Source organism: Mycobacteriales bacterium, from assembly GCA_040902655.1.
In the GTDB taxonomy this organism is placed as follows: domain Bacteria; phylum Actinomycetota; class Actinomycetes; order Mycobacteriales; family SCTD01; genus SCTD01.
Genome location: JBBDWV010000062.1, coordinates 24,470 through 47,597 on the forward strand (window position 1 = coordinate 24,470; position 23,128 = coordinate 47,597).

General features: G+C 73.7%; 28 protein-coding genes and 1 pseudogene. 7 read left to right on the forward strand and 22 right to left on the reverse strand.

The genetic code is table 11. The features are described from left to right. Positions 1–24: 24 nt before the first annotated feature. Genes WD794_17475 through WD794_17495 form a run of 5 tightly spaced genes read right to left on the reverse strand, consistent with a single transcriptional unit; the run spans position 25 to position 4,559 of the window. Complete coding sequence (locus WD794_17475; protein MEX2292104.1) at positions 25–780, reverse strand: type III pantothenate kinase; 756 nt, start codon at positions 778–780, stop codon at positions 25–27. 8 nt (positions 781–788) lie between these two features. Further along, positions 789–2,396 carry an L-aspartate oxidase gene (locus WD794_17480; GenBank protein ID MEX2292105.1) on the reverse strand — a complete coding sequence of 536 codons (1,608 nt, stop codon included), beginning with the start codon at positions 2,394–2,396 and terminating at the stop codon, positions 789–791. After that, positions 2,393–2,854: an aspartate 1-decarboxylase gene (panD, locus tag WD794_17485; protein MEX2292106.1), complete on the reverse strand. Its 462-nt coding sequence runs from the start codon at positions 2,852–2,854 to the stop codon at positions 2,393–2,395. The genes WD794_17480 and panD overlap by 4 nt, the downstream gene beginning before the upstream one ends. A 5-nt stretch (positions 2,855–2,859) precedes the next feature. Further along, positions 2,860–3,654, reverse strand: coding sequence for a pantoate--beta-alanine ligase (panC, locus tag WD794_17490; GenBank protein ID MEX2292107.1), 795 nt, complete (start codon positions 3,652–3,654; stop codon positions 2,860–2,862). Next, on the reverse strand, positions 3,651–4,559 hold the full coding sequence (locus WD794_17495; protein ID MEX2292108.1) for a DUF2520 domain-containing protein: 909 nt from the start codon (positions 4,557–4,559) through the stop codon (positions 3,651–3,653). Before WD794_17495 ends, panC begins: the two co-directional genes overlap by 4 nt. 119 nt (positions 4,560–4,678) lie before the next feature. Here WD794_17495 and WD794_17500 point away from each other — a divergent pair, with 119 nt between their 5' ends. Continuing rightward, positions 4,679–5,623, forward strand: a complete 945-nt coding sequence (locus WD794_17500; protein ID MEX2292109.1) for an SAM-dependent methyltransferase — start codon at positions 4,679–4,681, stop codon at positions 5,621–5,623. Positions 5,624–5,651: 28 nt separating this feature from the next. After that, positions 5,652–6,746 carry a hypothetical protein gene (locus WD794_17505; GenBank protein MEX2292110.1) on the forward strand — a complete coding sequence of 365 codons (1,095 nt, stop codon included), beginning with the start codon at positions 5,652–5,654 and terminating at the stop codon, positions 6,744–6,746. A 311-nt stretch (positions 6,747–7,057) separates the two neighbouring features. Here WD794_17505 and WD794_17510 read toward each other — a convergent pair whose 3' ends face one another. Then, complete coding sequence (locus WD794_17510) at positions 7,058–7,951, reverse strand: hypothetical protein (GenBank protein ID MEX2292111.1); 894 nt, start codon at positions 7,949–7,951, stop codon at positions 7,058–7,060. A 157-nt stretch (positions 7,952–8,108) separates the two neighbouring features. Here WD794_17510 and WD794_17515 point away from each other — a divergent pair, with 157 nt between their 5' ends. Further along, positions 8,109–8,705, forward strand: coding sequence for a DUF1684 domain-containing protein (locus WD794_17515; GenBank protein ID MEX2292112.1), 597 nt, complete (start codon positions 8,109–8,111; stop codon positions 8,703–8,705). 24 nt (positions 8,706–8,729) lie between these two features. Here the strand turns inward: WD794_17515 and WD794_17520 are convergent, their stop codons facing one another. From WD794_17520 to dacB, 13 genes are all read right to left on the reverse strand, one after another. Next, positions 8,730–8,882, reverse strand: a complete 153-nt coding sequence (locus tag WD794_17520) for a hypothetical protein (GenBank protein MEX2292113.1) — start codon at positions 8,880–8,882, stop codon at positions 8,730–8,732. A gap of 35 nt (positions 8,883–8,917) precedes the next feature. Further along, complete coding sequence (locus tag WD794_17525; GenBank protein MEX2292114.1) at positions 8,918–9,187, reverse strand: hypothetical protein; 270 nt, start codon at positions 9,185–9,187, stop codon at positions 8,918–8,920. Then, complete coding sequence (locus WD794_17530; protein MEX2292115.1) at positions 9,184–9,660, reverse strand: DUF3180 domain-containing protein; 477 nt, start codon at positions 9,658–9,660, stop codon at positions 9,184–9,186. Before WD794_17530 ends, WD794_17525 begins: the two co-directional genes overlap by 4 nt. After that, positions 9,657–10,121 (reverse strand): 2-amino-4-hydroxy-6-hydroxymethyldihydropteridine diphosphokinase, encoded by a 465-nt coding sequence (gene folK, locus WD794_17535; protein MEX2292116.1) that lies wholly within the window; start codon positions 10,119–10,121, stop codon positions 9,657–9,659. Before folK ends, WD794_17530 begins: the two co-directional genes overlap by 4 nt. Next, positions 10,118–10,474 carry a dihydroneopterin aldolase gene (gene folB / locus WD794_17540; protein ID MEX2292117.1) on the reverse strand — a complete coding sequence of 119 codons (357 nt, stop codon included), beginning with the start codon at positions 10,472–10,474 and terminating at the stop codon, positions 10,118–10,120. The genes folK and folB overlap by 4 nt, the downstream gene beginning before the upstream one ends. After that, a complete protein-coding gene (locus tag WD794_17545) occupies positions 10,467–10,874 on the reverse strand; it encodes a nuclear transport factor 2 family protein (GenBank protein ID MEX2292118.1) in 408 nt (135 codons plus the stop codon). The genes folB and WD794_17545 overlap by 8 nt, the downstream gene beginning before the upstream one ends. Then, on the reverse strand, positions 10,871–11,662 hold the full coding sequence (folP, locus tag WD794_17550) for a dihydropteroate synthase (protein MEX2292119.1): 792 nt from the start codon (positions 11,660–11,662) through the stop codon (positions 10,871–10,873). Before folP ends, WD794_17545 begins: the two co-directional genes overlap by 4 nt. A gap of 56 nt (positions 11,663–11,718) precedes the next feature. Further along, positions 11,719–12,294 carry a GTP cyclohydrolase I FolE gene (folE, locus tag WD794_17555; protein MEX2292120.1) on the reverse strand — a complete coding sequence of 192 codons (576 nt, stop codon included), beginning with the start codon at positions 12,292–12,294 and terminating at the stop codon, positions 11,719–11,721. Positions 12,295–12,302: 8 nt separating this feature from the next. Continuing rightward, entirely contained in the window at positions 12,303–14,489 is a 2,187-nt protein-coding gene (gene ftsH, locus WD794_17560; GenBank protein MEX2292121.1) for an ATP-dependent zinc metalloprotease FtsH, read from the reverse strand. A gap of 121 nt (positions 14,490–14,610) precedes the next feature. Then, entirely contained in the window at positions 14,611–15,195 is a 585-nt protein-coding gene (gene hpt / locus WD794_17565; protein MEX2292122.1) for a hypoxanthine phosphoribosyltransferase, read from the reverse strand. Further along, entirely contained in the window at positions 15,192–16,154 is a 963-nt protein-coding gene (tilS, locus tag WD794_17570) for a tRNA lysidine(34) synthetase TilS (GenBank protein ID MEX2292123.1), read from the reverse strand. The genes hpt and tilS overlap by 4 nt, the downstream gene beginning before the upstream one ends. 6 nt (positions 16,155–16,160) lie before the next feature. Then, positions 16,161–17,210 carry a zinc-dependent metalloprotease gene (locus WD794_17575; protein MEX2292124.1) on the reverse strand — a complete coding sequence of 350 codons (1,050 nt, stop codon included), beginning with the start codon at positions 17,208–17,210 and terminating at the stop codon, positions 16,161–16,163. 93 nt (positions 17,211–17,303) lie between these two features. Further along, positions 17,304–18,695 (reverse strand): D-alanyl-D-alanine carboxypeptidase/D-alanyl-D-alanine-endopeptidase, encoded by a 1,392-nt coding sequence (gene dacB / locus WD794_17580; protein ID MEX2292125.1) that lies wholly within the window; start codon positions 18,693–18,695, stop codon positions 17,304–17,306. A 102-nt stretch (positions 18,696–18,797) separates the two neighbouring features. Between dacB and WD794_17585 the strand changes: the two are divergent. Further along, positions 18,798–19,265, forward strand: a pseudogene (locus WD794_17585) (inorganic diphosphatase). 150 nt (positions 19,266–19,415) lie between these two features. Here WD794_17585 and WD794_17590 read toward each other — a convergent pair. Further along, the gene (locus WD794_17590; GenBank protein MEX2292126.1) at positions 19,416–19,913 is read right to left on the reverse strand and encodes a VOC family protein; all 498 of its coding nucleotides are present in this window, start codon (positions 19,911–19,913) and stop codon (positions 19,416–19,418) included. A gap of 4 nt (positions 19,914–19,917) precedes the next feature. Here WD794_17590 and WD794_17595 point away from each other — a divergent pair, with 4 nt between their 5' ends. Then, entirely contained in the window at positions 19,918–20,733 is an 816-nt protein-coding gene (locus tag WD794_17595) for a TSUP family transporter (protein ID MEX2292127.1), read from the forward strand. A gap of 67 nt (positions 20,734–20,800) precedes the next feature. On the opposite strand, the gene WD794_17600 is transcribed toward WD794_17595, so the two are convergent. Beyond that, a complete protein-coding gene (locus tag WD794_17600; GenBank protein ID MEX2292128.1) occupies positions 20,801–21,130 on the reverse strand; it encodes a hypothetical protein in 330 nt (109 codons plus the stop codon). Positions 21,131–21,236: 106 nt separating this feature from the next. Between WD794_17600 and WD794_17605 the strand changes: the two genes are divergently transcribed. Beyond that, a complete protein-coding gene (locus WD794_17605; protein ID MEX2292129.1) occupies positions 21,237–21,788 on the forward strand; it encodes an RNA polymerase sigma factor in 552 nt (183 codons plus the stop codon). Then, positions 21,781–22,197, forward strand: coding sequence for a zf-HC2 domain-containing protein (locus WD794_17610; protein MEX2292130.1), 417 nt, complete (start codon positions 21,781–21,783; stop codon positions 22,195–22,197). Before WD794_17605 ends, WD794_17610 begins: the two co-directional genes overlap by 8 nt. A gap of 2 nt (positions 22,198–22,199) precedes the next feature. Here the strand turns inward: WD794_17610 and WD794_17615 are convergent, their stop codons facing one another. Beyond that, entirely contained in the window at positions 22,200–23,102 is a 903-nt protein-coding gene (locus WD794_17615) for a PHB depolymerase family esterase (GenBank protein MEX2292131.1), read from the reverse strand. Positions 23,103–23,128 lie beyond the last annotated feature (26 nt).

The following is a 23,128-nucleotide window of genomic DNA, read 5'->3' on the forward strand; positions in this document are numbered from 1 at the left end:
CCTGCCCCAGGAGGCAGATGACGGTCAGCCGTTGCGCTCGTAGACCAGCCGCAGGCCGATCAGGGTGAGGTCGGGCTCGTGATGGTCGAGGGTGTCGCAGACGGTGAACATCAGGTGCGACAGCCCGCCCGTGGCCAGCACCACCGGCTCCTCGCCGAGCTCGTCGGCGATCCGCCGGACCATGCCGTCCACCTGCCCGGCGAAGCCGTAGAGCAGGCCGGACTGCAGCGCCTCCCCGGTCGTCTTGCCGATGACCGAGCGCGGCTCGACGAGCTCCACCTTGAACAGCCGCGCGGCCCGGGAGGCCAGCGCGTCGACGCTGATCTCGATCCCCGGCGCGAGCGCCCCCCCGAGGAACTCCCCCTTGGCGGACACCACGTCGAAGTTGGTCGACGTGCCGAAGTCCACGACCACCGCCGGGCCGCCGTAGAGGGTGTGCGCGGCGAGGGTGTTGACGACCCGGTCGGGGCCGACCTCGCGCGGGTTGTCGTAAAGCAGCGGCACGCCGGTCCGGATCCCCGGGCCGACGACGACGGTCGGCACGTCGGCGAAGTACCGCTCGAACATCCGGCGCAGCTCGTCCAGCACACTCGGCACCGTCGAGCAGACGGCGACGCCGTCCGGCTCCGGGTGTGCCGACAGCAGCCCACGGAACATCAGCGCCAGCTCGTCGGCGGTGACCCGCGGGTCGGACTTGATGCGGTAGCTCTCGAACAGATGGTCCCCGTCGAACAGGCCGAGCACGGTGTTGGTGTTGCCGACGTCGACGGTGAGAAGCACGAGAACTCCTACAGGGGCTCGAAGGCGGTGCCGGACAGGGTGGTGACCAGGTGCCCGCGCCAGGCGTCGGAGACGTCGGGATGATCCTCGCGCCAGTGCGCGCCCCGGGTCTCGGCACGCTGGGCGGCGGCCGCGACCAGCGCCACGGCGACCTGGTGCAGGCTCGTCGCCTCCCACGCCGCCGGCCCGGGCGCGTCGGTCGTGCGGCGGGCGAGATCGTCCAGCCGGCAGGCCGTCGCGGCCAACGACGCCTTGCTGCGGAGCACGCCGGCCCCCTCAATCATCGTGCGGCCGAGCTCGAGGCGGATGGCCGGGTCGAGCAGCACGCCGGGGCCGGACGGCGGCACCGGCTGCCCCTGCGGCGGGAGCGCGCGCTCGAGGTCGGCGCCGATGCGGGCGGCGAAGACCAGCCCCTCCAGCAGGCTGTTGGAAGCGAGCCGGTTCGCACCGTGCGCGCCGGTACAGGCCAGCTCGCCGCAGGCGTACAACCCCGGGACGTCGGTGCGCCCGGACAGGTCGGTGCGTACGCCACCGCTGGCGTGATGCGCGGCCGGCGCCACCGGAACCAGCTCGCGCACCGGGTCGATGCCGGCCTCGCGGCAACGGGCGACGATCGTCGGGAAGCGCTGCAGCAGCAGGTCCTCCCCCAGGTGGCGGGCGTCGAGCAGGACGTGGTCGACGCCCTGCTCCAGCATCCGGCGGGTGATCGCCTTCGCGACCACGTCGCGCGGCGCGAGGTCGGCCAGCGGATGGTCCTGCGAAGAGAGGATCCGCCGTCCGGCGGCATCAACCAGAACCGCGCCCTCGCCACGCATCGCCTCCGACACCAGCGGTTGCTGTCCCGTCCGACCCGGTCCCAGGAACAGCGCCGTCGGGTGGAACTGCACGAACTCCACATCCATCACCGCCGCCCCCGCCCGCAGCGCGAGCGCCACGCCGTCGCCGGTGGCGACCGAAGGGTTGGTGGTGCTCGAGAACACCTGGCCCAGGCCGCCGGTGGCGAGCACGACGGCACGGGCATGCACGGACCCGACACCGTCCTCGGTGCCCGCCCCGAGCACGTGCAGGGTCACGCCTGCGGCCCGGCCGCCCGCCGTCCGCAGCAGGTCCAGCACGAGGGCGTTCTCGACCACGCGGATCCGGGGATGCGCCTGAACCGCGGCGACCAGCGCGCGCTGCACCTCGACCCCGGTGGCGTCACCGCCCGCGTGCACGATCCGGTCCCGGGAGTGACCTCCCTCGCGAGTGAGGGCCAGCTCACCGGAGTTCCCCCTGTCGAAGGCGGCACCGAGGGTGATCAGCTCGCGCAGCCGCGTCGGGCCCTCCTCGCACAGCACCTGCACGGCCGGCACGTGACACAGCCCGGCGCCCGCGGCGAGGGTGTCGCGCAGGTGCTGCTCGGGACTGTCCCCCGGACCAAGGGCGGCGGCGACGCCGCCCTGCGCCCAGCGCGTGGACCCGTCGCCGACGAGGACCTTGGTGACCAGCAGGACCGATCCTGCGCGGGTGGCGTGCAGCGCGGCGGTCAGCCCGGCCACGCCCGAGCCCACCACGACCACGTCGGCGGTCGTGGTCCAGCCGGCCTCTGGCGCCAGCAGCCGCCGCGCAACCGTCACCCGAGCAGCGACGGGTCGTCGTCGTACGGCCCGGTACGCGGGCCGGCGTGGACCACGTCACCGCGGGACAGCCCGCTGCCGGGCAGCGCCTCGGCCGGGTCGTGACCGGTCCCGACGATGCGGTTGGCGGCGTCGACGAACACCACGCGCGGCTCGTAGCGGCGGGCCTCGGCGTCCTCCATCTGCCCGTAGGCGATGAGGATGACCAGGTCGCCGGGGTGCACGAGACGCGCTGCGGCACCGTTGATCCCGATCACCCCGCTGCCGCGGGCTCCGGCGATGACGTAGGTCTCGAGGCGCGCGCCGTTGGTGACGTCCACGATGGCGACCTGCTCGCCGGCCAGCAGGTCGGCGGCGTCCATCAGGTCCTCGTCGACGGTGACGGACCCGACATAGTGCAGGTCGGCCTGCGTGACCGTCGCGCGGTGGATCTTGCTCTTGAGCATGGTGCGGTACACGGCGGTCAGCCTTCCGGGACGGTGCGGTTGTCGATCAGGCGGGTGCGGCCCACGTACGCGGCGACCACGAGCAGGTCACCGTCCGGGCAGGGGGAGAAGGTGGCGCTGTCGACCCGCGCCAGGTAGTCGGGCACGACACCGGGAGTGGCCGCGAGGACCGCCCGGCCGGCCTCCACGTCGCCGGTGGCGAGGGCCCGGGACAGGGCCAGGGCGCTGGTCCGCTGGTCGCCGGTCAGGTAGGCGTTGCGGCTCGACAGGGCCAGGCCGTCCGGCTCTCGGACCGTCGGCACGGCCACGACCTCCACCGGCAGGTCCAGGTCGCGCACCATCCGCCGGACACCGACCAGCTGCTGCGCGTCCTTCTGGCCGAACAGCGCCAGGTCGGGCCGGGTGAGGTGCAGCAGCTTCAGCACGACCGTCAGCACTCCGTCGAGATGGCCGGGTCGACTGGCGCCCTCGAGCACCTCGCCGAGCGAACCCGCGCTGACCCGCACCAGCGGCGGACCGTCGGGATACACGACCTCCGCGGTCGGCGTGAAGACCAGATCGGCACCCTCGCGGCGACAGACCTCGAGATCGGCGTCGAGGGTGCGCGGGTAGCGGCCGAGATCCTCGCCCCGGCCGAACTGCAGCGGGTTGACGAAGACGGTCACGAGCACCGAGTCGGCGCGCCGCCGGGCCTGCCGGACCAGCTCGGCGTGCCCCTCGTGCAGTGCGCCCATCGTCATGACGACGGCGACCCGGCCGGAGAGCGCGGCACGGGCGTCGGCCAGCTCCACCCGCGTCGAGACGACCCTCACCGCGGCACGCTGCCGGCCGGCGGGGTGGCGAGCACCCCGAGCAGGGCCGCGGCGCGGTCCGGGTCGAGCCGGCCGGAGGCGAGCAGGCGGTCCGCGGTCAGCCGCGCCATGGCCAGGTAGGACGGCAGGACCTCGGGAGCGACCTGCGCCAGCACCTCGAGGTGCGCCCGCACCGTGCCGGCGTCGCCGCGGGCGACCGGCCCGGTCAGGGCCGCGTCGCCGGAGCGCAGCGCGCCGTCCAGGGCGGCCCCGAGCAGCGGCGCGAGCACCTGTGCCGGAGCCTCGACACCGGCGGCCCGGAGCAGGTCGAGGGAGCTGCTGACCAGCGTGGTGAGGTGGTTGGCGGCGTGCGCCAGCGCGGCGTGCCAGAGCGGGCGCTGCTCCTCGCTGAGCCACACCGGCTCGCCACCCATCTCGACGACCAGCGCCTCCGCCGCCGGGCGCAGCGGCTCGGGTGCGGTGACGCCGAAGGCAGTGCCGGACAGGCGGTGCAGGTCGACCGGGCTGCCGGCGAAGGGCAGCACCGGGTGCAGCGCGAGCGGGAGGGCCCCGGCGCGGGTCGCGGGCTCGAGCACCTCGAGGCCGTGCCGGCCCGAGGTGTGCGCCACCAGCACGCCGCGCGGGAACGCGCCGGTCGCCGCGAGACCGGCGACCACCTCCGCGAGCACGTCGTCCGGGACGGTGAGCAGCACCAGGCCGGAGCGGCGTACGACCTCGTCCACCGGCAGCACCGGCACGCCGGGCAGCAGGTCGGCGGCGCGGGCCCGGGAGGCGGCGGAGACGGCGGAGGCGGCCACGACCTGGTGCCCGGCCTGGGCGAGGGCCGCCCCGAGGACGGCGCCGACCCGCCCGGCGCCGACGACACCGACACGCAGCCGCGCGGGACGTTCGGAGAGCGGATCCATCAGCCGTTCCAGTCCTCGAGGGGGTACCGGACGTACAGGACAACCGTAGCCCCGACCACGCAGGCGTCCAGCGACTGTGTCCGGGATCACCTCCCGGCGGGCCGGGGCATGCTGCCGGGGTGCAGACCACGACACCCTGGCGGTCGGCCTGGTCCCGGGCGCTCTACGGCGAGGGCGGCTTCTTCCTCCGGGAGGCGCCGGTCGCGCACTTCCGCACCTCCGTGGCCGCCTCGCCGCTGTTCGCCACGGCGGTCCGCCGGCTGGCCGGCCGGGTGGACGACGCGCTCGGCCGGCCGGACCCGTTCGACGTCGTCGACGTGGGCGCCGGCCGCGGGGAGCTGCTGAGCGCGCTGCCCGACGTGCCGGCACGCTGGCGCCTGACGGGGGTCGACCTCGCTCCGGACCCGCAGGTCGGGGTCGGCTGGCGGCGGGACGTGCCGCCACTGGAGGGGCTGCTGTTCTCCAACGAGTGGCTGGACGACGTACCGCTGGACGTGGTGTTCGACAACCGGCTGGTCGAGGTCGCGGCCGACGGCCAGGAGGTGCTGGGCGCTCCGGCACCTCCGGAGGCGCTGGAGTGGGCCACGCGCTGGTGGCCGCAGGGACGCCGCGTGGAGGTGGGGCTGTCGCGCGACCTGGCCTGGGCGGCCGCCGTGCAGCAGGTACGCCGGGGCCTGGCGGTCGCCGTCGACTACGGCCATGTGCTGGGCGACCGCGCGACCTGGGGCGACCGGCGGCCGACGCTGACCGGCTGGCGCGAGGGGCGCCCGGTGCACCCGATCCCGGACGGCGAGCGCGACATCACCGCCCACGTGGCACTGGACGCGCTGGTGGCCGCGGCCGGCGGGCGGCTGGTCGAGCAGACACAAGCCCTGGCCCTGTTGGGCATCCGGTCGGAGCCGCCGCCGCGCGAGCTCGCCACGACCGACCCGCACGGGTACCTGGCCCGGCTCGCGGCGGCGTCGTCCGCCGCCGAGCTGCTGGACCGGCGCGGCCTCGGGTCGTACGGCTGGGTCGTCGTCCCGGTGGGCATCGAGGACCTGCTCGTAGGCTCGGCGGAGTGACGGAGCAGTGCGTGCCCGCGGAGGCGGGGTGAGCGAACTGCTCGTGGCCGTGGGAGCGGCCGCGCACGCGACCGACGCGGTGGTGCTGCCACTCGGACCGCACCACCCCTCCTCGCACGGCGTGCTGCAGGTCGCGCTGACCCTCTCCGACGACGTGATCCGCACCGCCGAGCCGGTCGTCGGCTTCATGCACCGCGGCGCGGAGAAGCTGTTCGAGGTCCGCGACTACCGCCAGCTGGTGATGCTGGCGAACCGGCACGACTGGCTCTCGGCCTTCAGCAACGAGCTCGGCATCTGCCTGGCGGTCGAGCGGATGCTGGGGATGCAGGTCCCGGACCGTGCCGTGTGGCTGCGCACGCTGCTCGCGGAGCTGAACCGGGTGCTCAACCACCTCGCGTTCCTGGGCGCGTCCGACGTCGCCGTCCAGCTGGGCTTCCGCGAGCGCGAGGGGCTGCAGGGGGTGATGGAGGAGGCGACCGGCGGGCGGATGCACTACATGTTCAACCGGATCGGCGGGCTGGCCGCCGACGTGCCGGCGGGGTGGGCGGATCGGGCGCGGGCCGCGGTCGACGGTGTGCGCACGGTGCTGCCCGCACTCGCCTCGGTGGTGGACGCGGAGCCGCGCGGGGTCGGCGTGCTGCCCGCCGATGTCGTGCTGTCGCACGGCGTCTCCGGGCCACTGGCGCGCGCGAGCGGCGTCGACCTCGACCTGCGGCGGGACGAGCCGTACCTCGCCTACGGCTCGCTGGACGTGCCGGTGGTGTCGCGGTCGGCGGGCGACGCGCACGCGCGGTTCTCGTGCGTGCTCGACCAGGTGGCGGTGTCGCTGGACCTGGCCGTCGCCTGCCTGGACCGGCTGCCGGCCGGCGCGGTGGCCCTGCGGCTGCGCAAGACGGTGAAGGCGCCGGAGGGCTCCACCTACGCCTGGACGGAGAACCCGCTCGGCATCCAGGGCTACTACCTGGTGTCCCGCGGCGAGCGGACGCCGTGGCGCCTGGCGATGCGCACCGCGTCGTTCAACAACGTGTCGGCGCTCGGGACGGTGCTGCCGGGGTGTCGGATCGGCGACCTGCTGACCGTCCTGAGGTCCTTCTTCTTCGTGATCGGCGACATCGACAAGTAGGGGGCTGCCGCCGTGCGGCCCACGCCGCCTCGACCCGGCCCCCGCCGCCCCGCCCCCCGTTCTCGGTGCCCCGCCCCCCGTTCTCGGTGCCGCCACGGGGCCGACGCCGCGTGAGGCCGGCACCGAGAACAGCCCAGCCGGCGGGGCGATCAGCCGAAGGCGCCTCTGCCCACCCGTTCTGGGTGCCGCCACGGGGTCAGGCCCGCGAGAGCCCGGCACCGAGAACAGCCCAGCGGGAGCAGCCCGGCGGGAGCAGCCCGGCGGGAACAGCCCGGCCCGCCGCGACGCTCGCGTGGGCCCGCGGTGTGGTCTCAGGCCGACTGCTGGTTCAGCGTGCGGCGGTGCAGGATCAGATCAGCGAGCTCGTCCGCCAGCGCGTCGAGGTCGTCGGTCGTCTCGGCCGCGTCCACTCGTACCGTCACCATGGCGTGCTGGCGATGCAGCCACCGGTCGCGCCGCCGGTCCGCCCGGAATCGCGCACGCTCGGTGTGCGAGAGGTAACCGTCCACCTCCACCAGCGTCAGGCTCTGCTCGTCGACTAGATCGCCGTACGCCGAGGCGCCCTCAACGCTGAGGAAGTGCAGCTCGGGCTCGAGGCCCAGCACTCCGCGCGCCTCGAGTGCCTCGCGCAGACGGCGCACTGCCGCGTCGAGGCTGGTGCCGGACAGTTCGTCCAGCGCCCGACGGACCGCTGCCGAACCAGTCAGTCCCCGGCGGCAGCGGCGCCGTAGCCGCGAGACGGTCGTCCGCCGGTCGCGCAGCACGGACTCGACGATGGCCAGGGCGGCGGCCGCACCGATCAGTCCCTGGCAGGCCTGGATCACCGCGATCTCGAGGGCCACCACGCGGCAGCCGTTGATCGTCCTGCTGCCGCGCAGCACCTCGCTGCAGACCCGGCTGACCTCACTCGGCGGTCGCACGCGGTAGCGCGTGCCGTGCGGCACCCCGACGCACACCTTTGTCGGGGCCTCCCCGGCCCCGTACAACCACAGCGCCGTCTGTCCGAGGAAGGCGTACTCGTCCGTGACGCTGAGCCGCACCGCCGCCACCTGCTCGGGTGCTCCGACGGGCTGCGTCGACGCCACGTACACCCGGGGCTGGCACAGCTCCAGGCCACGCCGCCCAGCTGCGCGGGCCGGATGGTCACCGAGTGCGGCGCTAGGCACCATCCCGGCGTCGGCGCGGGCCTGTCGGATCATGTCCATGCGCCCGGACGCTGCCGCTGGAAGAACACCTGCGCAGCCAGGCACGGCAAACTTGTGGACAGCCCCTCCCTGTAGCTCCGATCTCGGTGCCGGGGACACGCTCACCGCACCCGCTGATGGCACCGAGAACGGACGTGGGACGGGCAGGATGAGGCGTATGACCGCGCCCGTGCTCGAGCTGCTCGACTGGCGGCGCCAGATCTTCGAGCTGTACGAGAACGTGCGCGCCGAGCTCTACCCGCACGTCGCGCACGCCGGTTGGGCGGCGGAACGGGACCGGCTGTTCGCCGACCACCCCTGCTCCCCGGTTGCGGACCGGAAGGCCTTCCGCGGACTCGCCGTCGCGGACTATGACAGCGGCTGGCGCATGACCGCTCGGCTGGAACCTGCTCCTGCGCAACGCATCACGGTGCTCACGGACAGCGGCGAAGAGGTGCCGTTCGAGCGGGCGGGAGTGCTGCGGACGCCATGGGGACAGCTCGACGCCTGGCAGCTCATGTCGTACGGCAGCGGCTTGTGGATCCCGGTGCGCGACGCCGGCAGCGGCACGCTGTCCTACGGCGGCGGCCGCTACCTCTACGACACCGTCACGGGCGCGGACCTCGGCAGCACGCCGGACGGGGAGCTGGTCCTGGATTTCAACTTCCTCTACGCCCCGAGCTTCGCGTACGACCCGCACTGGAGTGGTCCGCTGCCACCGGAGGGGAACGTGCTGGACGTGGAGGTGCCGGTGGGGGAGCTTCTGGACAGGTGAGCTTCTCGACCGGTGAGTGGCGCGTCAGCCGGGATCGCCGGGCTGGGCCGCCGGCCTGGGCCGCCGGGCTGGACCGCCGGCCTGGACCGAGCCTGCCCCCTGGTAGCCGTTCTCGGTGCCGAACTCCTGCGCACCCACGCCCCTGGTGGCACCGAGAACGGAAGGTCCGGCGCTCATGCGACACCTGCCCGGGCGTCGAGCAGCGCCAGCCGCTAGCGCAGATACTGGAGGAACCTGGCGCGCAGCAGCGGCTCGTCCTCGCCGAACGGCTGCCGGCCCATCAGCTCGCGGACCAGGTGGACCAGCTCGCTGATGCTGCCGGTGATGGCACCGGAGGAGCCGTCCTCGCCGGCGATGGCCTGCGAGGCACGCATGTGCTTCACGAGATCCCAGAAGAAGCCGACGTCGTGGCTCCGCTCGGCCTTTTCGAAGGCCCGCTGGCGCAACTCGTCGGTGGACAGGGTGTCGAGGTCGGCGCTCACGACGGCGACTCTAGGCCGCGGTCGTCCGGCCGCCGGCAGGCCCGCTCCAGCAGCAGCGCCGCCACCACCAGGCCCAGGCAGGCCAGGGCCGACAGGCCGGACACCAGCGCGTCCTCACCGCTCGCGGCGAGCCGGCCGCCGCGCGGCAGCGTCCACGCCAGCAGGCCGCTGTACATCCCGAGCAGGATCGAGCCGCCGGCGCTGGAGGCCTTGGCCAGCACCGCGGCCCGGGCAACCTGCATCGGGTGCAGCGGGCGGCCCCTCGGCTGGCCATGCGCGTCAAGCCGGTGCGCCAGCCGGTCGCGCACCACCTTGGCCATGCCCAGTTCGGCGACGGCGAGCAGCACGACCGTCACCGGCGCGTAGCGGGGCAGGGCGGGCAGCACGCCGTACGCCACGGCAGCCAGGGCGTAGCCGAGGACACCGAAGCCGAGCACCAGGCCGGCGAGCGTGCCGTAGCGGGTCGGTGTCACGGGAGCAGCACCAGGTCGTTCCGCCGTCGCACCCCGCGCAGGTCCAGGCCCGCGAGCAGGGCGGACACGGGGCCACACCCGGGCAGGACGGCGGCCGGGTCCACGTCGCCCCACGGCACCAGGACGAAGGCACGCTCGTGGGCGCGCGGATGGGGCAGTACCAGCCCCTCGGGGACCGGACCACCCGCGACGACGATGTCCACGTCGAGGGTCCGCGGCCCACCGCGCAGGGTCCGCTGGCGCGCGGCCGCCCGCTCGGCGGCCTGCGCGCGCCTCCAGGCAGCCTCGGCGTCCAGGTCGCACAGCAGGACGGCGTTGAGGAAGTCGTCCTGCTCCACCCCACCGACGGGTGCCGTCTGGTAGACCGGCGAAACCCGTAGTGGGGCAAGCATCTCCACCGCGAGCCGGAGGTGGGCGAGCCGGTCCCCGACGTTGCTGCCGACCGACAGCACCGCGGTCACGGCCGGACCACCGTCACCGACACGTTCGCCAACTCCAGCGGGACCGGCGCCGACGGCTTGTGCACCGTGACCTCCGCCCGCTGGACCAGGCGGTCGGCAAGGCAGACGTCCGCCAGCCGCTGGGCGAGCGTCTCGATCAGCGCCACGGGCTCCCCCGCGACCACCGCCGCCAGCCGCTCGGCCAGCGCGCCGTAGTGCACCGTGTCTGCGAGGTCGTCGCTGCGCGCCGCGGCGGACAGATCGAGGTGCAGCACGACGTCGACGAGGAAGTCCTGGCCGTTCCGGCGCTCCTCGGGCAGCACGCCGTGGAAGCCGCGCACCCGTAGGCCGGTGAGCCGGATCGCGTCACTCATCGACCAGCCGCCCGAGCACGGGCGAGCCGTGGTGCACCTGGACCCGCCAGCCGTCCGCCCGGCGCACCAGGACGTTCGTCGCCACCACCTGGCCGTTCGAGCCGGTCTCGCTCACCTCGGTGAGCACGTTCTCGGTGCAGGTGACGACGGCGGTGTCACCGTTGACGCAGATGCGGACGTCGGTGAGGAAGAACTGGATGTAGTCGGTACCGGCCATGACCGCCGACCAGGAACGCAACACGTGGTCGCGACGGCGCAGCATCGGCCAGCCGGGATGCACGCAGACGACGGCATCGGGGTCCACGTCGTCCCACACCCGCGCCATCCGGTCGACGTCGGCGGACTCGAACGCCTCGTACATCGCGCTGTTGGCCGACTCGACGTCCTCGAGATCGCTCACTGCTGCACCGCCGCGACGACGTGCACGGCGTCGGCGCTGGCGCGTACCGCGTGCACCCGCACGGCCCACGCGCCGGCCTGCGCGGCGAGCACGGTGACCGCTGCCGTCGCGTCGTCCCGCCCGGCCGACGGACGGGGCGTGCCGTCCGCGTCGGCGAGCAGGCTGCCGAGGAAACCCTTGCGGGAGGCACCGACCAGCAGCGGCGTACCCAGTCCCGCCAACCGGGGAAGCGCCCGCAGCAGCGCCCAGCTGTGGACGGCGGTCTTGGCGAAGCCGAGCCCGGGATCGAGCAACAGCCGCGCGGGATCGACACCGGCCGCGACCGCCGCGTCGCGGCGCGCGGTCAGCTCGGCGCATACCTCGGACACCACGTCGGCGTAGACGGCGCGGGCGGCCATGTCGGTGCTGTGGCCGCGCCAGTGCATGGCGATGTAGCCGACCTGCGCCTCGGCGACCAGCGGCAGCATCCGGGGATCGGCCAGCCCGCCGGAGACGTCGTTGACCAGCTGCGCACCGGCGGCCAGCGCCGCCTCGGCGACCGACGCGCGCATCGTGTCGACCGACACGACCGCGCCGGCAGCGGCCAGCCCGTCGACGACGGGCAGCACCCGCCGCAGCTCCTCGGCCTCGGGCACCCGTCCGGCGCCGGGCCGGGTGGACTCGCCGCCGACGTCGAGCAGGTCGGCGCCGTCGTTCAGCAGCCGTAGCCCGTGGCGTACGGCGCTCGCGGCGTCGGTGTGCTCCCCGCCGTCGCTGAAGGAGTCGGGCGTGACGTTGACGACCCCCATCACCCGGGCGCGGCCGAGTCCGGGGAAGCCACGGAGCTCGGGAGGGGCCGGCACGGTCAGCGCCCGAGGATCAGGCTCATCGCCTCGGCCCGGGTGACCGCGGAGTTCTTCAGCGAGCCGCGTACGGCCGAGGTGACGGTGCGGGCCCCCGGCTTCTGCACGCCGCGCATCGACATGCACAGGTGCTCTGCCTCGACGACGACGATCGCGCCGCGCGGCTCCAGCCGCTCCATCAGCGCGTCGGCGACCTGGGCGGTGACCCGCTCCTGCACCGACGGGCGCTTGGCGTAGAGGTCGACCAGCCGGGCCAGCTTGGACAGGCCGGTGATCCGGCCGTCCCTGCCCGGCAGGTAGCCGACCGCCGCGTGCCCCGTCCACGGGATGAGGTGGTGCTCGCAGAAGGAGGACAGCGGGATGTCCTTGACGATGATCAGCTCGTCGTGCCGCTCGTCGAACAGCGGGAGGACCAGGTCCTCCGGCCGGGTGTGCAGGCCGGCGAACACCTCGGCGTACATCCGCGCGACCCGGGCGGGGGTGTCGACCAGGCCCTCGCGGTCGGGATCGTCGCCGACAGCCGCGAGCAGCTCGCGAACGGCGGCCTCGACCCGGGCGGCGTCGTACGGGGTGGGCACTGCTCCGCTCAGGACGCCGGGTCGGTGCCGGTGGCCCGGCGGCGTCGCGGAGCGGGCGGCCGGGCCGATCGGCCCGTGTCCGGCGCCTCTCGCGGCTGCGCCTCCCGGTTGACCGACTCGCGCGAGCGGGCGGGCGCGTCGCTCCCGTTGCTCCCGGGCGCGGGCGTACGCCGGCGGGACGAGGACGGCGCCTTGCCGCGCCCGGTCACGCCGTCGCGCTTGCGACCGCGGGCCAGGTCCTCCAGCTCGGCCAGGTCGGCCGGGCCCATGACGGCCAGCTCCGCCGGGGTGAGCACCGGCGGCTTGCTGGACAGCGGGCGGCGGCCGTTGCCGGTGGGGTGCTCACGCAGCGGGCGCTTCTGGATCGGGGCGAAGATCTCGAGGACCTCGTCCTTGTTGAGCGTCTCCTGGTCGAGCAGCTTGAGGACCATGTCGTCGAGCACGTCGCGGTACTCCACGAGGATCTCCCACGCCTCGTGGTGCGCGTTCTCCACCAGCGCGCGCACCTCGGCGTCGACCTGCGCGGCGACCTCCTCGGAGTAGTCGCGGCCGTGGCCCATGTCGCGGCCCATGAAGACCTCGCCGGACTCCTGGCCGAACTTCACCGCTCCGAGCCGCTCACTCATGCCGTACTGCGTCACCATGGCGCGGGCGGTGGCGGTGGCCTTCTCGATGTCGTTGCTGGCGCCGGTGGTCGGGTCGTGGAAGACCAGCTCCTCGGCGGCCCGACCACCCATCGCGTAGGCCAGCATGTCGAGCAGCTCGGCGCGCGTCTGGGAGTACTTGTCCTCGGTCGGCAGCACCATGGTGTAGCCCAGCGCCCGGCCGCGCGGCAGGATGGTGATCTTGTGCACCGGGTCGGTGTTCGGCAGCGCGTGGGCAACAAGGGCGTGACCGGCCTCGTGGTAGGCGGTGAGCTTCTTCTCCTTGTCGCTCATCAGCCGGGTGCGCCGCTGCGGGCCGGCCATCACCCGGTCGATGGCCTCCTCGAGCGAGGACATGTCGACGAGCTTGCCGCCGTTGCGGGCAGTGAGCAGCGCGGCCTCGTTGAGGACGTTGGCCAGATCGGCGCCGGTGAAGCCGGGAGTGCGCCGGGCGATGACCTCGAGGTCGAGCTCGGGCGCGACCGGCTTGCCCTTGGCGTGCACCTCGAGGATCTGCCGGCGGCCCTGCATGTCGGGACGGTCCACCGCGATCTGCCGGTCGAAGCGGCCCGGGCGCAGCAGCGCCGGGTCCAGGATGTCGGGTCGGTTGGTGGCGGCGATGAGGATGACGCCGCCCTTGACGTCGAAGCCGTCCATCTCGACGAGCATCTGGTTGAGCGTCTGCTCGCGCTCGTCGTGGCCGCCGCCCATGCCGGCGCCGCGGTGCCGGCCGACGGCGTCGATCTCGTCGATGAAGATGATCGCGGGAGCGTTGGCCTTGGCCTGCTCGAACAGGTCGCGCACACGGCTGGCGCCGACGCCGACGAACATCTCGACGAAGTCCGACCCGGAGATCGAATAGAACGGCACGCCCGCCTCGCCGGCCACCGCCCGGGCCAGCAGCGTCTTGCCGGTGCCGGGCGGACCGTACAGCAAGACACCCTTGGGGATCTTGGCGCCGACGGACTGGAACTTCGCCGGCTCCTGCAGGAACTCCTTGATCTCCAGGAGCTCCTCGAGTGCCTCGTCAGCGCCGGCGACGTCGGCGAAGGTCGTCTTCGGCGTGTCCTTGCTGACCAGCTTGGCCTTGCTCTTGCCGAACTGCATGACGCGGCTGCCGCCGCCCTGCATCTGGGTCATGAAGTAGAAGAGCAGACCGAGGATCAGCAGGATCGGCAGGAAGCTGATCAGGATCTGGGTGAACACCCCGGTGTTGTTGACCTGGACGTCATAGGGGACGTCGGCCTCCTGCAGCGCGTCGGTGAACTGACGTCCCTGGTCGAACAGGAAGGACGTCTTGACCTTCGACTCGCCGTCGATCTCCGCGCCCTCCTCGAGCTCGAGGTGGACCTCCTGCTCCTTGTCGAGGACGAGCACCGGCTCCTCGTCGGAGCTCCGCACGTCACCGGCGGCGATGGCGGCCAGCACCGAGGCGGTGTCGACCTCCTTGAAGTCGCGGTCACCGCGCAGGCTGCCGGACACGAACAGCAGGACCAGCAGGCCCAACGTGATATAGAGGAAGGGCCCGCGGGAAAAGCGCTTGAGGTTCATCCGATGGGGGGCGAGCCGCCCCGTCCCTCCTGGAGAAGATGGTCACGAAGGTACACCGGGGCTATTGCCCGTCTGCAGTCCAACGGACCAGGTGCACAGGGTGTTCCGGGGCCATTCTCGCTCAGGAACGCCGGCCGTGCCCACCGTCCAGGTGCCCGCCGTCGATGGCCTCGGGCCGCAGCAGCCCCACGAAGGGCAGGTCGCGATACCGCTCGGCGTAGTCCAGGCCGTAGCCGACGACGAACTCGCTGGGGATGTCGAATCCGACGTACCTCACCGCGACGTCCACCTTCGCCGCCTCCGGTTTGCGCAGCAGCGCGACCACCTCGACCGACGCCGGACCGCGCGAACGCATGTTGCGCAGCAGCCACGACAGCGTCAGGCCGGAGTCGATGACGTCCTCGACGATCAGGATGTGCTCGTCGGCGATGTCGCGGTCGAGGTCTTTGAGGATCCGGACGACGCCGCTGCTGCTCGTTGCCGACCCGTAGGACGAGACCGCCATGAACTCCATCGACACCGGTGTACGCAGGGCCCGCGCGAAGTCGGCCATGAACATGACCGCGCCCTTGAGGACCCCGACCAGCAGGATCTCCCTGCCCGCGTAGTCGGCGTCGACCTGCGCCGCCAACTCGCGGACCTTGGCCGCGATGTCCCGCTCCGAGATGATGACCCGCTCGATCTCCTTCGGCACGTCATCGGTCACGGGAGCGAGGCTAGCCGCCCGCCGCGACGGGCCACCCGCTGCCCGCCGGGCAGCGCGACCGGACCCTGGCCGCGCCAGTCCTCGACCAGCGCACGCAGGGCCTCGAGGTGGGCGGTGGTCACCGCTGCACCGCACTGCTGTTCGGCCCACCGCTTGAGCGCGCGGACGCGCAGCGCGGCCGGCAGCCCGGCCAGCGTCGCCACGTCGTCGGTCAGCGGGGTGAGCGCGTCGAGGGCGTCGACGTCCTCCCGCAGCTGCGCGGCGGTGCGGGCCAGGGCAGCGGCGATCCCCGGCCCGAGCTCGACCTCCAGGACCGGCAGCACCCGCTGGCGGACCCGTACCCGGGTGTAGGCGGGGTCGCGGTTGTGCGGGTCCTCCCACGGGTCGAGGCCGGCCTCGGCGCAGGCCTGGCCCGTGGTGGCGCGGGGCAGTCCGAGCAGCGGGCGGAGGTACGGCGGGCGGTCCGTCATGCCGGCCAGCGCACGGGCGCCGGCCCCCCGGGCGAGCCCCAGCAGCACCGTCTCCGCCTGGTCGTCCAGCGTGTGGCCGAGCAGGACCGCGGTCAGCCCGTGCTCGGAGACGGCAGCATCCAGCGCGGCATAGCGGGCGGTGCGCGCAGAGGCTTCGGGTCCTTTCAAGATCTTCGGAGGATCCACAGCAGCAGAGCCCTGTGCATCCTCCGAAGATCTTGAAGCAGGTGGCGCGGTGAGCACGTGCGCCTGCAGCCGCATCCCCCCGCACTGCTCGGCCGCACGCGCGGCGACGGCGGCCGAGCCCGTCTGCAGACCGTGGTCCACCACCAGCGCGAGCGAGCCGGGTCGCTCGAAGGCCAGCGCGGCGGCCAGCGCCAGTGAGTCGGCGCCCCCCGAGACGGCCGCGGCCACGGGGCCGGCGAGCCCGGCGAGCGAGCGGCGTACGGCGACCCGGACCGCGGCGGTGGCCGGAGGCGGACCGGTCACCGTGCGTCAGGCGGTGAGGGCCGGGGTGCCGTCGATGCGGCGCACCCAGGCCAGCGGCTCGCGGATCTCCTGTCGGGTGGGCAGCGTGGCCGGGGACTCCCACACCCGGTTGAAGCCCTGCATCCCGAGCTCGCGCACGGCGGTGTCGACGAAGACCTTTCCCTCGGCGTACTGCAGCGCCTTGAGGTCCAGGCCGAGGGCCTTGCGCAGCAGCCGGTCGAGCAGCCCGCCGGACTCCTTGCGGCGCTCGTCGAACTTGGTGCGGATGTGCGTGACGCTCGGCACGACGACCGGACCGACGCCGTCCATCACGTGCTCGGCGTGACCCTCGAGCAGGCTCATGAAGGCCGTGACCCGGTCCAGGACGACCCGCTGCTCCGGCGTCTGGAGCAACTCGATCAACGAGCTACCGCGCGGCAGGCCCGTCGCGACCGCCTTGATCCGGTCGACCAGCTGCGCCGGGTCGTCCAGGGACGTGGCCTCGAGCAGGGCAGTGATCTCCGCACGCACGTGGTCGTGCATCCACGGCACCGCGGTGAACTGGGTGCGGTGGGTGACCTCGTGCAGCGCGACCCACAGCCGGAAGTCGTGCGGGTCGACGCCGAGCCGGCGTTCGGTCTCGACCAGGTTCGGCGCCACCAGGATCAGCCGACCGGGAGTGCCGGCGGCGGTGAAGGCTTCGTACTGCCCCAGGACCTTGCCCGAGAGCCAGGCCAGCACCGAGCCCATCTGCACGCCGGCGACCTTTGCGGTCATGGCGGTGGCCGTGGCGCTGGTCTGTCGATCCGCGAGCTTGCGGGTCAGCGGCTCGAGGACGATCCGGAAGCCCTCGACGTTCACCGCGGCCCAGCCGGGGCGGTCGACGACGGTGGCCTGCAGCACCGGGCCCGGCGGCACCAGGCCGGTGACGGCACGCACGTGCTCCTCCGCCTGCACCGCGAGGCCACGCAGCTCGGCCACGACCTCCCCGGCCTCGGCCCAGCTGACCTGTGGAGGCGCGGGAGCGAGGCGGCGCGCGGTGGCGACCGCCAGGTCGTAGTCGATCGGGCTCGGCATTCTCGCCACGCTACGCCCGCTCCTGCCCCCCTTGCGTCCTGCGCTGCGGAGCAGTCTGCGCCGACGCCAGCAGGACGCAAGGAAGTACGGGGGTCAGCGGCAGCCGCAGGCGGCCAGCGCCGCGGCCAGCCGGTCCAGCGCCTCCTCGGCGCGCCGGGTCGCACCGAGCGGCACCCCGTCGGCGGTGAGGTCGAAGGCCAGCAGCCGCCCGTCGGCGGTGCGGACCAGCCCCGCGAGCGCGCTGACGCCGTTGAGCGTCCCGGTCTTGGCACGCACCACCCCGGCCGCGGGCAGGCCGCCGCCCGCCCGGTAGCGGTCGGACAGCGTGCCCGAGAAGCCGGCCACCGGCAGTCCGGTCAGAACCGGCGCCAGCCGCTCGGCGGTCGACGAGCCGTCGTCGGAGGCGACCCGGGCGAGCAGCCGGGTGAGGGCGGCGGGCTCGATCCGGTCCAGCCGGGACAGGCCGCTGCCGTCGACCAGCGCGACCGACTCGCGGCCCACGCCGACCTCGTCGAGGAAGGGACCCAGAACGTCCCGAACGGCGGCGGCGGCACCCGCGAACGACGCCGGCTGCCCCTGCGCGATCGCCACCTGACGCAGCAGCGCCTCGGCCAGGTCGTTGTCGCTACGGGCCAGCATCCGCTCCACCAGCTGCGGCACCGGGGGGCTGCTGACCTCCCCGAGCTCGGCGGCGCCCGCGGCAGCGCGACCACGCGCGACCTCCACGGGTGCGCCCGGCTGCAGCAGCGCACCCAGCGCCCGGCCGGCCGCGACGGCGGGGTCCGGGTGCCGGCGGATCCGGTCGGGTCGCACCCGGCCGTGATCGACCATCAGCGGGCCGACGGGGGCGACGGCTCCCTGGGTGACGTAGCTGTCCTTCCAGCCGGGCCCCAGCCGCGGTCCGGAGTAGAGCGACTCGTCGACCAGGATCCGGGTCACGGTCGCGGCCCCCAGCGTCGCGCGCACCCGTGCAGCGAGGTCGGTCAGCCGGGCCGCGCCCGGGTAGCCGGGTCTGTCCTTCGGGCCGGCCAGCGTCGGGTCGCCGCCGCCGACCAGCACCACCTCATCGGGTGCCGTACCGGCAACGACGCGCGTGGACAGCCGGCTGCCGGGAGGCAGCGCGGTCAGGGCGGCCACCGCCGTCGCGATCTTCGCGGTGGACGCGGGCAGCAGCGGCCGGTCCGCGCCACGCTCGAGCAGCGGCCGACCGGTCGTCGCGTCCACCACCGACACAGCCAGTCGGCCGGCGAGGGCCGGATCCGCCAGCGCCGTCGCCACCGCGGCCTGCAGACCGGCGGCGGTGGGCGCGGGCGCGGCGCCGGGGACCTCCGGCAGCAGCGCCCCGCGCACCGGCGGAGCCGTCGGCGCCGGCGGCCGGACGCTGATCTCCTGGGAGCTCCGCAGCGACACGGCGGTGCTCGCGCCGACAGCCAGGGTGGCCGCCACGAGCAGCCCGACCAGGCCACGTACGCGCGCCGTACCCACCCCGAACCGCCCTCCGCGAGCCGCTTCCCGCCCGTAGGGGAGACTAGGTGGACATCCGCCCGCCGCCTCAGGAGGCCGGCATACGAGGAGGTACCGCCCGCCGTGGAGTTCGACGTCACCATCGAGATCCCCAAGGGGCAGCGCAACAAGTACGAGATGGACCACCACACCGGGCGTATCCGGCTCGACCGGCGGCTGTTCACGAGCACGAGCTACCCGGCGGACTACGGCTTCGTGGAGTGCACGCTCGGTGGTGACGGCGACCCGCTCGACGCGCTGGTGCTGCTCGAGGAGCCGACCTTCCCCGGCTGCCTGATCACCTGCCGCACGATCGGCATGTTCCGGATGACCGACGAGGCCGGGCCGGACGAGAAGCTGCTCTGCGTGGTGGCCGGCGACCCGCGGCAGGCGCACCTGAAGGACATCGGTGACATCGGCGAGTTCGACAAGCTGGAGATCCAGCACTTCTTCGAGGTCTACAAGGACCTCGAGCCCGGCAAGTCGGTGGAGGGCGCGGCCTGGGTGGGCCGCACGGAGGCCGAGGCGGAGGTCATCGCGAGCCGCGAGCGCTACGCCGCCGACCCGCACGCCGTCGACCACGTCGGGGAGCCCAAGGCGTCCAGGGAGCACCTCGACGTGCTCATGCCGGTCCGGCCGGCGCAGACCCCGGTGCACACCAACCAGGCGCCGCCGAGGACGTCCCAGCCCGAACAGGCCTGACTACAGGACCTTGTCTCCGTACATCTCACCCAGCGGGTCGCAGATCAGCTCGAGCCGCTCACCGTCCGGGCCGGTGAAGTAGAGCGAGGTCCCGCTGTGACGGACGTACTCCACGCCCGCCGCGTCGAGCTTGGCCTCGAGGTGCTGCCAACGGGACGGCTCGACCGAGATGGCGATGTGGTGCAGGCCGCCGAGCACCTCGGCGTACGGGCCGCTGTCCAGGCCGGGGAAGTCGAAGAACGCCAGCAGGTTCTCGTGGCCGATGTCGAAGAAGAAGTGCGTCGAGCCCGGGTAGTCCCGGTTGTCGATCATCTCGGTGAGCGGGAACTCGAGCAGCTCGCTGTAGAAGCGGGTGGTGCGCTCGACGTCGCCGCTGACCAGCGCGGTGTGGTGCAGCCCGCGGGCGGAGGACGCCGGTCGCTCCCCCGCCGGCCTGAGGTAGGTCTCGCGCAGCCGGCTGCGGGTCTCGGCCAGGGCGGCGGGGTCCGGTGCACTCATGCCGGTGACGGTACGGAAGGGTGCGCCGAGCGGCCAGAGGAGGTGCGGCATCGACGTCGGGACCGGCGAGCTGCTGGTGCTCTGCGCGTTCGCCTTCCTCGCCGGGGGGCTGGACGCCATCGTCGGCGGCGGCGGGCTGGTGCAGCTGCCGGCGCTGCTCGTCGTGCTGCCCCAGGCACCCGTCGTGGCGCTGCTCGGCACCAACAAGCTGGCCTCGGTGGTGGGCACGGCCAGTGCAGCGGTGACCTACAACCGGCGGATCGCGGTGGACCGGCGGACGGCGGGGTGGATGGCGGCCGCGGCCTTCGTCGGCTCCGCCGGCGGCGCTCTCCTCGCGACGCAGGTCGGCAGCGAGGTGCTCGAGCCGGTGATCCTGGTCGCGCTGGTGGCGGTCCTGCTCCACACGCTGCGCCGGCCGTCGCTCGGCGAGGTGGAGTTGCTGCGGATGCGGGCCCGGGCGCAGCGGGCCACTGCGGTCGTCGGTGGGGCCGTCATCGGCTTCTACGACGGCTTCGTCGGCCCCGGCACCGGGAGTTTCCTGGTCTTCCTGCTGGTGGGGGCGGTCGGGTTGTCGTTCCTGCACGCCAGCGCGACCGCCAAGGTCGTCAACACCGCGACCAACCTGGCGGCGCTCGCGTTGTTCGCCTACGGCGGGCACGTGCTGTGGCTGCTGGGTGCGGCGATGGCCGCCAGCAACCTGGCCGGCAGCCAGATCGGCACCCGGCTGGCGATCCGCCGGGGCAGCACCTGGGTCCGCCGGGTCTTCCTCGTCGTCGTCGGCGCGCTGGTGTTGCGGCTGGCGTACGACGTCCTGACCTGACAGCGACGTCCTGACGTAGAGGAGCGGCCGCGGGGTCGTGGCGGCCGCTCTCCCTACCTTCGTGCGACTAGGCCGCGCGGATGGTCCGGTGCGGCGCGACCTCGACCGGAGGCTCGCCGGCCCGGTGGCCGAGCGCGTGCACCAGGCTGCGGACGAACTCCCCGCCACCGACCAGCGCGAGGCCGGTCACGGCCGGGTGCATCCAGGCGGTGCGCAGCTCCTGGCCGAAGGCCGCGAAGACGGAGTAGTCCAGGCCCCAGGCGAATCCGGCGGCGAGCACCACAGCGATGGTCCGGCTCAGGGCGGCGGGAGCCTTGACCGGCAGCAACTCGTCGATGACCTGCAGGACGACGACGAGCCCGAGAGCGAGAGCGAGGAAGACGACGAAGGGGTACATGGCCACCACTCCTGTGGTGAGGTCGGCGGGACGCCTTGCCCCGCTCACACTGTTGGACTGCGCGCGTCGCGGTCGGTTACAGGCAGGAAGCTGGGACGGTGGACAGGTGGACGTCGACCCCTCCCTCGTGCGGGCCGTGCAGCGCGGGGAACCCGGGGCGATGGACCTGCTCATCCGGGCGACCTACGCCGACGTCTACGCCCTGGCCCGCCGCCTGCTGGGCGACCCGAGTGACGCGGCCGACGCGACGCAGGAGGTCTACCTGCGGGTCGTCCGCTCGGTGCTCGGCTTCCGCGGCGAGTCCGCCTTCGGCACCTGGCTGCACCGGGTGACGGTGAACGTCTGCCTGACGGCGCTGCGAGCCCGCGGCGACGTGCGTGCCCGCGGCCAGTCGGCGGGCGCCGAGGAGCTGTCCGTGGAGTTGGCCGATCCCGCGCCGGACCCGGCAGCGCGGGCCGAGACGGCCGACCTGGCCGCGCGTGCCGCCCTCGCGCTGACCACCCTGCCGGACGACGCGCGCGAGGTCGTCGAGCTGCGGGACGTGCAGGGCCTGTCGACCAGGCAGGCGGCCCAGGTGCTGGGTATCAGCGAAGGGGCGGTCAAGGTGCGGCTGCACCGGGCCCACACGAGGTTGAGGGAGCTGGTCGGGCATGACTGATCGGGACATGACGGGTGGGGCCGCGAGCAGCCGGCTCTGCCGCGAGGTCACGTCCCAGCTGCCGGCGTACGTCGACCGGTCGTTGCCGCGGCTGCGCCGCCGGCTGGTCGGCCTGCACCTGCGCCGCTGCCCCGACTGCCAGCGGGCCTTCTCCGCCGAGCGGGAGCTCGCGGCCGGCCTGCGCGGCCTGGCCGTCCCCACCGAGCCCCCGCCACCCGGCCTGCTCGAGGAGCTGCTCTCGCAGGCCGCGCGTCCGGGTGTCAAGGCCCGCGCCGCCGTACCGGCGCGCGGCGCGGTCAGCGGTGCCCGGCCGGCGCTGTCGGTGGTGTTCCTGCTGGCGGGTGCCGCAGCAGGCACCGGCGTCGGCTACGCCGGGTGGCGGGGAGTGCGCCGGCTGCGCCGGCGCTGACCTCATGACCGGTGCGGGCCACCGGCGCTCAGAAAGTCCCAGACGGCCTGCGTCGCGTCCACCGCCCCGTTGACCGGGCCGAAGCCCGGGGCGAACCAGGTGTGGCCCCCGCCCTCGATCGTGATGAGCCGCACCGCCGTGTCCTGCGAGCAACCGGTCCAGGTCATCGTGACGACCACCCCCTCGGGCACCGTCGTGGACTCCGGTGGGCACCCGTTGAGCTCGGCCCAGCGCCGCACCACCTCCGGCGCCGGCGGTGACGGCTGGGTGGCGCCGCCGGCGGTGGGCCCTCCCTCGTACGGCACGAGCTCGTCGACCGTGCCGTTGATCGCGATCACCGACACCGGTTCCGACGGGCGGCAGTCGTCCAGGACCATCGACCCGGACACGGCGGCAACGCCGGCGATCCGTGCGGCGAGGTCGCAGCCCAGCCGGTGAGCCATGATCGCCCCGCCGGAGAAGCCGACGGCGAAGACGCGGGTGGGATCGATCTGCTCGACGGCCTCGACGTCGTCGAGCACCGCGTCGATGAAGGCGACGTCATCGGGTTGGGAGGTCGCTCCGTTGGGGCAGCAGTAGCCGCCGTTCCACGTCCTGTCGACTCCCTCGGGGTAGGCGACGACGATGTTCTCCTTCTCGGCCAGCCGGTCGAACTGCGTCACGCCCACCATCTGCTCCCCGGTGTTGCCGACGCCGGCCAGGACCAGCACCAGCGGCACCGGCGCCCGCCGGTCGAGGGTGGCCGGAGCGAACAGGCGGTAGGTCCGGGGCAGACCGTCGACCGTGAGCTGCTGCTGGCGCACCGAGGGGCCGGCCGGGGCTGCAGCGGGCTCGGAGCCTGTGCAGCCGGCCAGCAGGATAAGCGCCGCCAGCCCGAGGGCGATGTCGGCTCGGGCGCGGCGCATGCGCTGAAGCTACTGCGCGGGTGCCC

Excerpts from the sequence above, each read along its gene's own strand:
- WD794_17495 (MEX2292108.1), bottom strand. The coding sequence starts at position 4,559 with ATGGATCCGCTCTCCGAACGTCCCGCGCGGCTGCGTGTCGGTGTCGTC.
- WD794_17510 (MEX2292111.1), bottom strand. The coding sequence starts at position 7,951 with ATGGACATGATCCGACAGGCCCGCGCCGACGCCGGGATGGTGCCTAGC.
- WD794_17515 (MEX2292112.1), top strand. The coding sequence starts at position 8,109 with ATGACCGCGCCCGTGCTCGAGCTGCTCGACTGGCGGCGCCAGATCTTC.
- WD794_17520 (MEX2292113.1), bottom strand. The coding sequence starts at position 8,882 with ATGAGCGCCGGACCTTCCGTTCTCGGTGCCACCAGGGGCGTGGGTGCG.
- folB (MEX2292117.1), bottom strand. The coding sequence starts at position 10,474 with ATGAGTGACGCGATCCGGCTCACCGGCCTACGGGTGCGCGGCTTCCAC.
- folP (MEX2292119.1), bottom strand. The coding sequence starts at position 11,662 with ATGGGGGTCGTCAACGTCACGCCCGACTCCTTCAGCGACGGCGGGGAG.
- ftsH (MEX2292121.1), bottom strand. The coding sequence starts at position 14,489 with ATGAACCTCAAGCGCTTTTCCCGCGGGCCCTTCCTCTATATCACGTTG.
- WD794_17575 (MEX2292124.1), bottom strand. The coding sequence starts at position 17,210 with ATGCCGAGCCCGATCGACTACGACCTGGCGGTCGCCACCGCGCGCCGC.
- WD794_17590 (MEX2292126.1), bottom strand. The coding sequence starts at position 19,913 with ATGAGTGCACCGGACCCCGCCGCCCTGGCCGAGACCCGCAGCCGGCTG.
- WD794_17600 (MEX2292128.1), bottom strand. The coding sequence starts at position 21,130 with ATGTACCCCTTCGTCGTCTTCCTCGCTCTCGCTCTCGGGCTCGTCGTC.
- WD794_17610 (MEX2292130.1), top strand. The coding sequence starts at position 21,781 with ATGACTGATCGGGACATGACGGGTGGGGCCGCGAGCAGCCGGCTCTGC.
- WD794_17615 (MEX2292131.1), bottom strand. The coding sequence starts at position 23,102 with ATGCGCCGCGCCCGAGCCGACATCGCCCTCGGGCTGGCGGCGCTTATC.